Genomic DNA, 12,335 nt, shown 5'->3' on the forward strand with positions numbered 1-12,335 from the left:
CTTCGCCCCGCAGTGCCAGCCTCACTGTCTTTTCGTTACCTTCCCGTATACCAATTACCGCTGCTGCCGCGTTGAAGCGGCTTCGCCCTTTTCTTAGCTGCTATGGCTACCCTATCCCCCGCTGCCAGCTCCCTGCTGCGCCAACGTTTCGGCCTCGTGCTCATTCTCGGTGCCTCGCTGGCCCTGAGCACGGTGCTCATCGTATTCCGCGTGTTCTGGACGCACCACATCACCTTCGTCTTCCTGCTCTGGAACCTGTTTCTGGCCGCCATTCCGCTGGGCCTGAGCTTGCTGCTGGGGCTGCTGACGCCCAATGCCCGCCGCCGCTGGCTGCTGCCGGTGGGCCTGCTCTGGCTGCTGTTCTTCCCCAACGCACCCTACATCCTCACCGATCTGCTGCACCTGGGCCAGTACCCCGGCGTGCCGCGCTGGTACGACCTGACGCTTATTCTCACCGCGGGCTGGAATGGCCTGATGCTCGGCTACGCCTCCCTGCTCGACATGCAGCGCTTCGTAGAGGAGCGCCTGGGCTGGGCGACGGGCTGGGTGTTCAGCACGGTGGCCCTCACGCTCAGTTCCTACGGCGTGTACCTGGGCCGCTTTCTGCGCTGGAACAGCTGGGACATCCTCACCAACCCCTTCAGCCTCGCCTACGACATCCTCGGCACCCTGCTGCACCCGGCTTCGCACCCCCGCGCCTGGGGGGTCACCGTGCTACTCGGCGCCTTCCTGCTGCTGGGCTACCTCACGCTACGGGCCTTGGGGCGGCTGCAGGTGACGGCGGAAGAGTAAGAATGGCTTTACTACGTGCTGTCTTATGCCTTCCAAAGCCACCAATGTGTTTGAGTAATTTAGCTCCTACTCAAATAGTTGAGCTGCCAATTATTGCCCCATGCCGCTCTATACCTTCTTCTTCGATTACCGCTGCACAACATTCACCTCGCAGGTACATGCAGAGAAACCTGAACACGCTCCCTCGAATTGGGCGGAGCAGCAGACCTCACTGCTCCTCAAAGTACCCGGCATTGGTCGTAAAACCATTGTTAGATTATTATCTGACTTAGCTGAGCCAGAAAACCACCCAACTGCAATTCCTTGGCTGCACAACGCTTACCATCTGTCGGTACTAATTCGCGGTTATACTGCTTTCATTGACTTTGTAAAAACAGAGGAGGAATAGGAAGCTTGCCCCCTGCGTATCTTGCCTACCGCATGCACCTCGCCTCCTCCCCCGCCCCCATGTCCTGGCCGCGGCTGCTCTCGCGCCGCCGCTACCCCGACCAGCCTCAGCTGCACGTCGTGACCGACGCGGCGCCCGTGCGCGGGGCCTTTGTGCAGGACTACGACCGGGTGGTGTTCAGCTCGGCCTTCCGCCGCCTGCAGCGCCAAGCCCAGAACGTGCCCCTGCCCGAAACTGATTTCGTGCACACCCGCCTCACGCACTCCCTCGAAACCGCCTGCGTGGGCCGCTCCCTGGGCCGTTTCGGCGGGCGCCTGCTGATGGAGCATGACCCCACGCTGGCCGAGGAGCTGCCCTTCTTCGACGCCGACTGCGGCGACATCGTGGCCGCCGCCTGCTTGGCCCACGACATCGGCAACCCGCCCTTCGGCCATGCCGGCGAAGATGCCATTGCGGCTTACTTCAACAGCCCCGCCGCCGAGCCCTTCGTGCGCACCCTCTCCGCCGCCCAACGCGCCGATCTGCAGCACTTCGGCGGCAACGCGGCGGGCTTCCGCGTGCTCACCCACACCTACCCGGCCCACAGCAGCGGCACGGCCGGCCTGGGCCTGACCTACGCCACGCTCGGCGCCTTTACCAAGTATCCGCGCCCCTCGCAGGTGGAGGCCAGCGACCAGACCGGCGGGGCCAGCGACCAGACCGGCGGGGCCAGCGAAAAGAAGTTCGGCCACTTCCAGACCGAGGCCGCCCGCTTCCAGCACGTGGCCCAGGACCTGGGCCTGCTGCCCAAGGCCGACGACGCCCAGGGCTTCTACCACCGCCACCCGCTGGCCTTCCTCGTCGAAGCCGCCGACGACATCTGCTACCGCATCATCGACTTCGAGGACGCGCTTAAGCTGGGTCTGCTGCCCCCGGCCGAGGGCCTGCAGCGCCTGCGCGCCATCCTGGCCGACCCCGCCGACCGTCCCCGCACCGTGCAGTGGCACGACTGGCGCGAGGAGCTGGGCTACCTGCGTGCCCGCCTCATCGGCAAGCTGGTGGCCGAAACCGCCCAGGTCTTTGCCCGGCACGCCCCCGCCATGCTCACCGGCGACTACGACGACTGCCTGATCCAGGAGCTGGAATGCTGGCCCCAGCTGCAGGAAATCCAGCAGCTCTCGGTGCAGCACCTCTACCGCAGCCACCCCGTGCTGCAAATCGAGGCCGCCGGCTTCGAGGTGCTGGCTGGCCTGCTCGACGCCTTCCTGCACGCCGCCTTCGACCCTTCGGCTTCCGCCCGCTCGCGCAAGCTGCTCGACCTGCTGCCCGCTCACTACCGCGCCACCGGCGCCCAGGCCGACCTCCCGGCCTACGAGCAGATCATCCTGCTGACCGACTACGTGGGCACCCTCACCGACCAGAACGCCCTCAGCCTCTTCCGCACCATCAAGGGTATCGACCTGCCGAAAGGGTTCTGAGGAGTTAGGAGTTAGGAGTTAGGAGTTAGGAGTTAGGAGTTAGGAGTTAGGATTGAACGACAAGCTTCCCTCCTCGGATGAGGAGGGGACGCGGCAGGTTTACTTGCCGCTGGGGTGGCTGACCGCCGTTGCTGGCGTTGGTCAACTACTCACGTTCAGAAACATCTACCGTCAGCCAGCACGCACCCATATCCGGCAGCATATAACTCGCGGCGGTCTACCTTTGCCTGCACCGCGCCGGGCCAAACCCACCCCGCCGCGCCCTCGGCCCATTATGCAGCAAGCCTCTTCCGCTCCCGACCTCAACCTCTCGACCAGCGACCAGCTCTTCACCCGCGCCAAAGACCTGATTCCGGGCGGCGTCAACTCGCCGGTGCGCGCCTTCCGCGCCGTGGGCGGCCACCCGGTGTTCATGCAGTCGGCCCAGGGCGCCTGGCTCACCGACGTCGACGGCAACCGCTACCTGGACTTCATCAACAGCTGGGGCCCGATGATTTTGGGCCACGCCCCGCAAATCGTGCTCGACGCCGTGGCGCAGGCCCTGCCCTCGTCGCTGTCGTTCGGCGCCCCCACGCGCCGCGAGGTCGACATGGCTGAGCTTATCATTGAGATGGTGCCCAGCATCGAAAAGGTGCGCCTGGTCAACTCCGGCACCGAGGCTACCATGTCGGCCATCCGGGTGGCCCGCGGCTACACCGGCCGCCCCAAGATCCTGAAGTTTGAGGGCTGCTACCACGGCCACGGCGACTCGTTCCTGATTGCGGCCGGCTCGGGCGCCCTCACCCTGGGCACCCCCGATTCGCCCGGCGTGACCGAAGGCGTGGCGAAGGATACCCTGACGGTGCCCTACAACGACCTCGCCGCTGTGGCCGCGGCCATCGAGGCCAACCCCGAGCAGATTGCCGCCATCATTCTGGAGCCCGTCGTCGGCAATATCGGCCTGGTGCCGCCCGCCGAAGGCTTCCTGCAGGGCCTGCGCGAGCTGTGCACCCGGCACGGCATCGTTTACATCTTCGACGAGGTGATGACCGGCTTCCGCCTGGCCCGCGGCGGCGCGCAGGAGCTCTACGGCATCGAGCCGGACATGACCACCCTGGGCAAAATCATCGGCGGCGGCATGCCGGTGGGCGCCTACGGCGGCAAAAAGGAAATCATGGACCAGGTGGCCCCGGCCGGCAAGGTGTACCAAGCCGGCACGCTCTCCGGCAACCCCATTGCCACCGCCGCCGGCCTGGCCCAGCTGCGCTACCTCAACGAGCACCCCGAGGTGTACCAGCAGCTGGAGCGCACCAGCGCCCTGCTGGCCGACGGTACCCGGCAGATTGCCGCCGAGCTGGGCCTGAACTACACCGTCAACCGCGTCGGCTCGATGTGGAACGTGTTCTTCACCACTCAGCCCGTCACCGACCTGGCTTCGGCTAAAACCTCCGACCTGGAAGCCTTCGGCCGCTACTTCCGCGCCATGCTGCACCGCGGCATCTACCTGGCGCCCTCGCAGTTCGAGGCCCTCTTCGTCAGCACCGCCGTCACCGACGACCTGGTGGACCTCTACCTGAGCGCCTGCCGCGCCGCCATGCGCGAAGCCCACGGGTTGTAGGAGGAGGATTGGCAGGGGTAAAAGCCCGTCATCCTGAGCAGAGCGAAGGACCTTCCTCCCACCCTGCACCGCCGCTACCTACGAAGTACAACCGCTTTCCCGCTAACGTCAAAGCGCAGCCACCTTGCCCGGACGACTGGGCGTTGGTGGCTGCGCTTCTCAGTTGGTGCAGGCTACGAGGAAGGTCCTTCGCTCTGCTCAGGCTGACGGGTTTTTATCCCTCTGACACAACCAACATTTTAGCTTATTCCAAGCCCCAAGCCCTCATTTTCCGCATTATAGCCATCCGTTTGGCATCATACCCTATCCGCGGTCTATCTTTGCCCCCAAACCGTTTGCTGCCTGCTATGCCTTACCGCTACCGTTTGGGGTTCTGGAGCCTGCTGCTCGTGCTGTTGGTGGTGCCGTCGATGCTGCGCGCCCAAACCGAAAAAACCACCGCGCAAAACAAGCAGCTCTACGACCGCGCCGTCGATGAGATGAACTTCCGCACCATGGAAGCCGTCTACGACAAGGCCTTTACCCGCCGCAAGTTTCCCGTGACGCTGCGCACGGCCAAGGCCCGCCGCGAGTTCGACGACTTCGCCGGCCGCGACGACCTCAAGACCCTGTTCCGCAACTACAACGGCGTGGCCGAGCGGTTCAAGAACCGCTTCGGCAAGGGCCGCACCGACCTGGTGGAGTTCGAGAAGCAGCTCAACGGCATCCTCATCGACTCCAACTTCGAGTTCTTCATCCGTGGCCTGCCGCGCGACGAGCGGGCCGGCCTCATCCACGGCCTGCAACGCTACATCAAGCAGGCCAGCGCCCAGTTTAACGCCTCCGAAGACCCGGCGCCCGAGGAGCTGCTGGTCGACGCGGCCAATGTGCCCCCGGCCGACGTGGACGCCAACGCCGAAGCCCCGCTGACCAAGCCGCTGGAAGACGCCGCCCCTACTGCCGAAGCCGAGGCTGAAGCGGCAGCCTCCACCGAGTCGGCTACCGCCCGCACCCGCGCCCTTGGCGACTACGGCGCCCCCCGCCACGACTGGCTCGACTACACCACCCTGCTCTGCGCGGTGACCTCGCTGGCCCTGCTGCTGTACCTGACCATGTCGGTCATTCCCGGCATGCGCGCCCAGCTCAACAGCCTCACCGTGGAGCCCGAGCCCTTTGAAGAGGACGAAGAGGCCCCCGCCCCGGCCAAGCGCCCCGCCGCCGTGCTGCCCGAGGACCGCTACGAAGACGACGAAGCCTAGTGCTTCGCCTAATTCTGAATTATGAATGCGGAATTATGAATTGGCTGTGGAAGTCAATCCCCTAATTCAGCATTCATAATTCTTAATTCATAATTCCCAAAGATGATTCTCACCGACGAGCAAATCCTGGCCGAGATGGAGCGCGGCACCATCGTAATCGAACCCTACGACCGCGCCTGCCTCGGCACCAACTCCTACGACGTGCACCTGGGCCGCTACCTGGCTACCTACCGCGACCGGGTGCTCGATGCCCGTCGGCACAACCAGATCAACGTTTTCGAAATCCCCGAGGAGGGCTTTGTACTTGAGCAGAACACCCTGTACCTGGGCGTGACCGAGGAATACACCGAAACCCACGCCCACGTGCCCTTCCTCGAAGGCAAAAGCTCGGTGGGCCGCCTCGGCATCGATATTCACGCCACCGCCGGCAAGGGCGACGTGGGCTTCTCCAACACCTGGACGCTGGAAATCAGCGTGACGCAGCCCGTGCGTATCTACCGCGGCATGCCCATCGGCCAGCTGATCTACTTCACCGTGGAAGGCGCCATCCAGAACTACTACAACCGCAAGCCCAACGCCAAGTACAACCAGCGCACCGACCAGCCCGTGGAGTCGATGATGTGGATGAACAAGTTTTAGCCCGCTGGTGGCGCTTCTGAATCCCGGGCCCCGCGGGGCTTGGAATGGTGTTTTCAGGCAGATTTGGTTTGAGGCCGAACCGGTTGGCACACTTTTTCGTTAGGAAAGGGCGTTGGTTGCTTTGGCAGCCTGATTCTCAGTCTCCGTGGCTTCGGCCCGCTAACGATACAACTTGCCATGACGATGAAGAAGATCCTAGCAACGGCCGCGCTGGCAACGGGAGTAGCCCTTGGCGTGCAGGCCCAAGCCAAGAAAACTCCGGTGGTGCAGCAGCGCGCCGAACGCCTCTCCAACCAGATGGCCCGCGAGTTGCGGCTGAACAACTACCAGACCACCAAGCTGCGCGCCATCAACGAGGATAAAGTGGCCAAGATGGCCGCCATCGAGACCAAGCTGGCCGGCAACAACCAGCTGATCGACCAGCAATGCCAGGGCGTGTGCCAGGAGCGCGACCGGGAGCTGCGCGCCGTACTGACGACCGATCAGTACAGCAATTACTTCAGCAACCGCTCGGTGTACTACAAGTACGACAAGGACTACGCGGCCCAGGCTTCGGACATCATGCTCGTGAAGTCGGTGCAGAACCCGCTGCCGGCCAGTGCCAAGGGTGCAACCATCACCCAGACCCGCGACGACAGCAAGTCGGCCGCCGCGCGTACGCGCTAAGCCCCACGCTATATAAAAATGAGAAGCCCGCCCGGCAATTCGCCGGGCGGGCTTTTTTGTGCGCTAGCACAACGTTTTCTAGCGCTGGCTGCGCTCCTCCTGCTCCACGTGCTGGGCCAGCTCCTTGCCCAGGGCCCGGAGCTTGGCACCCATGTACTCGTCGTTGGTGGCGGCGATGATGCCCTCGGCCAGGGAGCCGATCATGTCCACGTAGAAGCGCTTCATCTCGTCGACGGGCATGTCCTTGGTCCAGAGGTCAATTTTCATGGTGCCGGCCTGCTCCCGGTCCCAGATCGAGATGTTCATGGCCTTGGCGAAGTGAATGTCGGCGCCGGCGTCGGTGGCGCTCCAGCTGATGGCCTCGGGAATTTTCTGGTCGTCGAGGGCAATGCTGAAGCGGATTTCGGATTTTTTCATGCGTGTGTGAGTAAGTCAGAGCAAAAAAGAACGTCATGCTGAGCTTGCCGAAGCATCTCTACCGCTGATGTCAGATAGAAATTACTATCGAGCGAAGCGGGAGAGATGCTTCGACAAGCTCAGCATGACGGGCTTGGGAAGCGTGTAAACCGGGATTACACGTAGTTGTTCAGCATCACCGGCATCACCAGCATCAGGATGCTCTCGTTGTCTTCGGCCAGGGTGGGCATCAGCAGGCCGGCGCGGTTGGGCGTGCTCAGCTCCAGGGTAATTTCCTCGGAGTCGATGTTGGAGAGCATTTCGATGAGGAAGCGGGCGTTGAAGCCGATTTCCATGTCCTCGCCGTCGTACTGGCAGGGCAGCTTTTCGTTGGCTTCATTGCTGAAGTCCAGGTCTTCGGCCGAAATGGTCAGCTCGGAGCCGGCGAGGCGCAGACGCACCTGGTGAGTGGTCTTGTTGGAGTAGATGGCAATGCGCCTCACCGAGTTCAGCAGCTGGCCGCGGTCGATGATGAGCTTGTTGGGGTTCGAGACGGGAATTACGTTCTCGTAGTCGGGGTACCGCTCGTCGATGAGGCGGCACACGAGGCGCATCTGGTTGAACGAGAAAAAGGCGTTCGACTGGTTGAACTCCATGCGCACGGGGGTGGCTTCGGAGGGCAGGGCGCCTTTCAGCAGGTTGAAGGCTTTGCGCGGGATGATGAGGTTGGCCGTCTGGCCGGCGGCCACGTCCTGGCGGCGGTAGCGGAGCAGGCGGTGCCCGTCGGTGGCGACGAAGGTAGCCTGGTTGTCGGCCAGCTGCACCAGGATGCCGGTCATGGCCGGGCGCAGCTCGTCGGTGCTGACGGCGAAGATGGTCTTGGTGATGGCGCGCAGCAGGGAGCTGGATGGAATTTCGACCGGAGCCGAGCCTTTCACCACCGGCACGCGGGGGAAGTCGGTGGCGTTTTCGCCGGCCAGCTTGTAGCGGCCGTTGGCGGAGCTGATTTCGATGCCGTAGGTTTCCTCGTCCAGGGTGAAGGTGACGGGCTGGTCGGGCAGGTTCTTGAGGGTATCGAGCAGGATGCGGGCGGGGGCGGCAATGCGGCCACTTTCGCGGGCTTCGACGGGCAGCTCGGTAATCATGCTGGTTTCGAGGTCGGAGGCCGTGATGGTGAGCTTGCCGTTCTCGATTTCAAAGAGGAAGTTCTCCAGGATGGGTACCACGGGGTTGCTCGTGACGACGCCGTTGATGCTCTGGAGCTGCTTGAGGAGCGCCGAGGACGAGACGATGAACTTCATATAGGGCTTTGGGAAATGTGTCGGTTTGGGGAGGACAAAGATAAAAGGGTAAGCGGGTAAAACTAGGCTTCGGGGGCGGGAATGGGCGGGGTTTGTGGCGCGGCGCTGCCGACCTTGTAATGGCCGCTACCGAAGCTGTAATGGCGTCTGCCGACCTTGCAATGGCATCTGTCGGGGATGTAATGGCTGCTGTCGACCTTGTAATGCCTGCTGTCGGGCATGTAATGGCGTCTGTCAAGCTTGTAATGGCGTCTGTCAAGCTTGTAATGGCTTCTGCCGACCTTGTAATGGCCACTGTCGACCTTGTAATGGCCACTGTCGACCTTGTAATGGCCGCTGTCGGGCGCGTTACTGGTTCTGGCGACCTTGTTACTCGTTCTGGCGGGCTGGTGAGAGGTGTTGATATGCTGTACGCATATTTGCGTTTCCGCCGTGGCGGCTTCCCTCCTGCTACATCGTTCAACGACGAGACGCAAGGTTGCGTCTCTGCATTCGGCCTTCTCTACTTATGCCCTACAAGCTCTACCTGGATGACCTGCGCACGCCCCGCAACGAGGGTTGGGTGGTGGTGCGCAGCTTCGAGGAATTCGTGGCTACCATCGAGCAGCGGGGCGTACCCGAGGAAATTTCCTTCGACCACGACCTGGGCTGGGACGAAACCCGGAACTGTGAGCTGCCCAGCGGCTACGACTGCGCCAAGTGGCTGGTGGCGCAGGGGCTGCTGGTGGAGCGGTTCAACGTGCATTCGGCCAACCCGGTGGGGGCGGCGAATATTCGGGGGCTGCTGGAGAATTATCGGCGGTGGCGGGCGGATGAGGCAGGCGTTTGAGTGGCCGGCGGTGCGATTTTGCGGCTGGGACGGCAGTAGATGTATATTGTAGCTGGGCACGAGCGGTGTTGCGCTGAACGTGGGTCAGTGGGGCGGCAGCCAACCATGTATCTTGCGTCATCACGATGGCGCGATGAAACGAAATACTGCTGTTTGCCGAATGGCCCTGGCCTGGGTGCTGGGGATGCTGATTCTGGGCCCGGTCGGGGCACGGGCGCAATCGGGCTGCCTGCTGACGCCGGTACCGCTGGCCGAACGGGTGCAACTGGCCACGCGGGTGGTGGAGGCGCAGATCGTTGAGCAACGGGCGGAGCTGTGGCCCGGCGGCCGCATCGGCACGCGCTCCACGCTGCGGGTATTCGCGGTGCTCAAGGGCCCGGCGGCCAGCTCCCTGGAGCTGCTGACGCCGGGCGGCACCGTGGGCCGGCGGCGCGAAGTGGTCAGTGGTTCGCTCACCCCGGCGCCGGGGCAGCAGGGCATTTTCCTGCTGGAGCCCGACCCCGAACACCCCGGCGCACTGCGCCTGGCGGCCGGGCCCCAGGGGTTGCTGGCCTACGACCTGGGCACCCTCACCGCCACTGACCCGTTTGCCCGCTACCCCGCCATCGGGGCCGGCCTCTACCCCACCCTCGCGGTCCTGACCAACCAAACCGCCCGCCCGGTGCAGCCCAACACTGGCCTGGAGGCGGCGCGGGCACGGGCGGCGCAGACCGCCGCGCACCGGCCCGCCGCCACGCCCAGCATCAGCAGCCTCTCGCCGACGGCCCTCCCGGCGGGCACCAATACCGTTACCACGCCGTCGAACCCCGGTATTCTGACCATTAACGGCTCGGGCTTCAACGCCAGCCGGGGCACGGGCTACGTGGCATTTCGCAACGCCGACAACGGCGGCGCCGGCGCCACCCAGCCTCTAGCCGGCGACTACCTGGCCTGGAGCGACACCCAGATCCGGGTGCGGGTGCCCTCCAACAGCGCCAGCGGCAACACGGCCGGCACCGGCCCGGTAACGGTCGTCAACAGCGACGGCAGCGCGGGCAGCAGCGCCAGCCTCACCGTCACCTACGCCCTCACCAACATCGACGACAGCGGCCAGAACTACCGCATCGGGCTGGTGGGTCCCGGCGGCACCGCCAACCCGGGCGGCTACGTGCTGCGCTACACCGCCAGTGCGGCCGCGGGCACGGCGGTGCCGGCCGCCGCCCGCACCGCCTTCGAAACCGCCCTGGCTACCTGGGCCTGCCAGGGCGGCGCCAACCGCGTTATCGGCAGCATCGACGCCAGCCAGACCCAGGCCAACCAGGATGGGGTAAATCTGGTCAGCTTCGGGGCGCTGCCGGCCGGGGTGCTGGGCGTCACCAGCAGCTACTACAGCGGCTGCTTCAGCGGCGGCACCCTCTACTGGGTGCTGACCGAAACCGACTACACGTTTTCCAACTCAGCCGACTTCTACTACGGCACCGGCACGCCGGGCGGCGGGCAGTCCGACTTTCAAAGCGTGGCCCTGCACGAGCAGGGCCACGGCATTCAGCTGGGGCACATTATTTCCAGCACCGGGGTGATGAATTTTGCCCTGACCACGGGCACCACCCGCCGCACCCTCGACGCCGGCACCGACCTGGCCGCCGCCAGCGACGAAACCAGCTACAGCACCAGCGCCACCGCGGCCCAGCGCTGCTCCTTCGCCGCCTATGCTGCTACCAGCGCCTGCCCGCTGCCCGTGGAGCTGGTGGCCTTTACGGCCCGCTACGCGCCCGGCCAGGGCACCCGGCTGAACTGGTCTACGGCCTCGGAGCTGGACGCGGCCTATTTCGCGGTGGAAAGCCAGGAAGCCGGCATCAACACCTGGCAGGAGCTGACGCGCCAGCCCGCCGCCGGCCACAGCACCAGCCTGCGCCACTACCAGGCCCAGGACGCGCGCCCGGTGGCAGGGCTGCGCTACTTCCGCCTGCGCCAGGTAGATCAGGACGGCACCGTGGCGTACTCGTCCGCGGTGGCGGTGCAGGGCGAAGCCGGGGCCCTCAGCGCCTACCCCAACCCCGCCACCGGGCTGGTGCACCTGCGCGGGCCGTTGGCCCCGGCCGGCCGCGCCCGCGTGCAGCTGCTCGACGCGCTGGGCCGCCCGGTACGCACGGCCACCGGCCCCACCGACCAGCCCGCTTTCGACCTGCCGCTCACGAATCTGCCCGCCGGCTTCTACGTGCTGACCTGGGACGGCGGCACCGGCGTGCAGCGCCTGCGTCTGACGGTGGAGTAAGGCGGAGGTTACCAGCTGGTCGTTCAACGACGAGACGCAAATATGCGTCTCTACAGCGGCTACGACTGCGCTAAGTGGCTGGTGGAGCAGGAGCTGCTGGTGGAGCGGTTTAACGTGCATTCGGCCAACCCGGTGGGCGCGGCCAATATTCGGGGGTTGCTGGAGAATTATCGGCGGTGGCGGGAGGAACACCTCAAAGACAACACCAGCCACATGTAAGCTTTGGCTTATCGCATTGTTTCAACGCTACCACAACTCAAAGCTCATGAATCAAATAAAATTAACCATATCGGCTTTAGCACTATTGTGCATTATTATACCAAGTAAATTGTGTAGTCAAAGCACAAGTAGCAAAATCAATCATTCCATATTTTATGAAGAAATGACCAAAGAAGATACCATTTCAAGTATACTACAGTTGCGCTCATTACAATGGCGCAATAAGATACCTTATGATTACAGAAACATATTCATAGTCAAAACACCGACTGCGTTCTACTCATACCTGTTTGAATTGGCACCTGAATTAGTCGAGCAAGGAGGCAAATTAGAATTTAAAGGCATAAAAAAGATAAGACAGTCTGTTGGTCATAGAATATTCAAACGCAGTTGCAAAACACCTAAGATACCTTCAGTTGACGGTTCCGGGCAGACATACCAAAATGGCTCTACCATGTGGATGATACACGGCTTTGTCATAAACAAATGTAGATTCTATCTTGCAAGCTTTCCGTATTCAAATCACGCCTACTACAATGTAGTTCAAAACTATAGGGCA

General features: G+C 63.3%; 12 protein-coding genes. 10 read left to right on the plus strand and 2 right to left on the minus strand.

What is annotated here, in order from left to right; translation table 11 throughout:
* The first annotated feature begins 102 nt into the window (after positions 1-102).
* The 7 genes from FDY95_RS02320 (at position 103) to FDY95_RS02350 (ending at position 6,777) form a co-directional block, all read left to right on the plus strand.
* Positions 103-792 carry a DUF1361 domain-containing protein gene (locus FDY95_RS02320; RefSeq protein WP_138075094.1) on the plus strand — a complete coding sequence of 230 codons (690 nt, stop codon included), beginning with the start codon at positions 103-105 and terminating at the stop codon, positions 790-792.
* A 100-nt stretch (positions 793-892) separates the two neighbouring features.
* Positions 893-1,180, plus strand: a complete 288-nt coding sequence (locus FDY95_RS02325) for a hypothetical protein (RefSeq protein WP_138075095.1) — start codon at positions 893-895, stop codon at positions 1,178-1,180.
* 32 nt (positions 1,181-1,212) lie between these two features.
* A complete protein-coding gene (dgt, locus tag FDY95_RS02330; protein WP_138075096.1) occupies positions 1,213-2,637 on the plus strand; it encodes a dGTP triphosphohydrolase in 1,425 nt (474 codons plus the stop codon).
* A 274-nt stretch (positions 2,638-2,911) separates the two neighbouring features.
* Complete coding sequence (gene hemL / locus FDY95_RS02335; RefSeq protein WP_138075097.1) at positions 2,912-4,234, plus strand: glutamate-1-semialdehyde 2,1-aminomutase; 1,323 nt, start codon at positions 2,912-2,914, stop codon at positions 4,232-4,234.
* A 347-nt stretch (positions 4,235-4,581) separates the two neighbouring features.
* Entirely contained in the window at positions 4,582-5,472 is an 891-nt protein-coding gene (locus tag FDY95_RS02340; RefSeq protein WP_138075098.1) for a hypothetical protein, read from the plus strand.
* A 102-nt stretch (positions 5,473-5,574) separates the two neighbouring features.
* Positions 5,575-6,111, plus strand: coding sequence for a dCTP deaminase (gene dcd / locus FDY95_RS02345; protein WP_138075099.1), 537 nt, complete (start codon positions 5,575-5,577; stop codon positions 6,109-6,111).
* A gap of 183 nt (positions 6,112-6,294) precedes the next feature.
* Entirely contained in the window at positions 6,295-6,777 is a 483-nt protein-coding gene (locus FDY95_RS02350; protein WP_138075100.1) for a hypothetical protein, read from the plus strand.
* Between the two features lie 78 nt (positions 6,778-6,855).
* Here the strand turns inward: FDY95_RS02350 and gldC are convergent, their stop codons facing one another.
* Both gldC and dnaN read right to left on the minus strand, forming a co-directional pair.
* On the minus strand, positions 6,856-7,194 hold the full coding sequence (gene gldC, locus FDY95_RS02355) for a gliding motility protein GldC (protein WP_138075101.1): 339 nt from the start codon (positions 7,192-7,194) through the stop codon (positions 6,856-6,858).
* Positions 7,195-7,349: 155 nt separating this feature from the next.
* A complete protein-coding gene (dnaN, locus tag FDY95_RS02360; protein WP_138075102.1) occupies positions 7,350-8,474 on the minus strand; it encodes a DNA polymerase III subunit beta in 1,125 nt (374 codons plus the stop codon).
* A 508-nt stretch (positions 8,475-8,982) separates the two neighbouring features.
* Between dnaN and FDY95_RS02365 the strand changes: the two genes are divergently transcribed.
* The 3 genes from FDY95_RS02365 to FDY95_RS26195 all read left to right on the plus strand — a co-directional run bounded on the left by FDY95_RS02365 (position 8,983) and on the right by FDY95_RS26195 (position 11,776).
* The gene (locus FDY95_RS02365; RefSeq protein WP_138075103.1) at positions 8,983-9,303 is read left to right on the plus strand and encodes a cyclic-phosphate processing receiver domain-containing protein; all 321 of its coding nucleotides are present in this window, start codon (positions 8,983-8,985) and stop codon (positions 9,301-9,303) included.
* A 160-nt stretch (positions 9,304-9,463) separates the two neighbouring features.
* Positions 9,464-11,557 (plus strand): hypothetical protein, encoded by a 2,094-nt coding sequence (locus tag FDY95_RS02370; RefSeq protein ID WP_138075104.1) that lies wholly within the window; start codon positions 9,464-9,466, stop codon positions 11,555-11,557.
* A gap of 42 nt (positions 11,558-11,599) precedes the next feature.
* On the plus strand, positions 11,600-11,776 hold the full coding sequence (locus tag FDY95_RS26195; protein ID WP_171025489.1) for a cyclic-phosphate processing receiver domain-containing protein: 177 nt from the start codon (positions 11,600-11,602) through the stop codon (positions 11,774-11,776).
* Positions 11,777-12,335: the final 559 nt, after the last annotated feature.

The sequence above is a fragment of the Hymenobacter jeollabukensis genome, assembly GCF_005771675.1.
GTDB lineage: Bacteria > Bacteroidota > Bacteroidia > Cytophagales > Hymenobacteraceae > Solirubrum > Solirubrum jeollabukense.

Bases quoted from the DNA above. Each gene is read 5' to 3' on its own strand.
- FDY95_RS02320 (WP_138075094.1), top strand. From the start codon at position 103: ATGGCTACCCTATCCCCCGCTGCCAGCTCCCTGCTGCGCCAACGTTTC.
- FDY95_RS02325 (WP_138075095.1), top strand. From the start codon at position 893: ATGCCGCTCTATACCTTCTTCTTCGATTACCGCTGCACAACATTCACC.
- dgt (WP_138075096.1), top strand. From the start codon at position 1,213: ATGCACCTCGCCTCCTCCCCCGCCCCCATGTCCTGGCCGCGGCTGCTC.
- hemL (WP_138075097.1), top strand. From the start codon at position 2,912: ATGCAGCAAGCCTCTTCCGCTCCCGACCTCAACCTCTCGACCAGCGAC.
- FDY95_RS02340 (WP_138075098.1), top strand. From the start codon at position 4,582: ATGCCTTACCGCTACCGTTTGGGGTTCTGGAGCCTGCTGCTCGTGCTG.
- dcd (WP_138075099.1), top strand. From the start codon at position 5,575: ATGATTCTCACCGACGAGCAAATCCTGGCCGAGATGGAGCGCGGCACC.
- FDY95_RS02350 (WP_138075100.1), top strand. From the start codon at position 6,295: ATGAAGAAGATCCTAGCAACGGCCGCGCTGGCAACGGGAGTAGCCCTT.
- gldC (WP_138075101.1), bottom strand. From the start codon at position 7,194: ATGAAAAAATCCGAAATCCGCTTCAGCATTGCCCTCGACGACCAGAAA.
- dnaN (WP_138075102.1), bottom strand. From the start codon at position 8,474: ATGAAGTTCATCGTCTCGTCCTCGGCGCTCCTCAAGCAGCTCCAGAGC.
- FDY95_RS02365 (WP_138075103.1), top strand. From the start codon at position 8,983: ATGCCCTACAAGCTCTACCTGGATGACCTGCGCACGCCCCGCAACGAG.
- FDY95_RS02370 (WP_138075104.1), top strand. From the start codon at position 9,464: ATGGCCCTGGCCTGGGTGCTGGGGATGCTGATTCTGGGCCCGGTCGGG.
- FDY95_RS26195 (WP_171025489.1), top strand. From the start codon at position 11,600: ATGCGTCTCTACAGCGGCTACGACTGCGCTAAGTGGCTGGTGGAGCAG.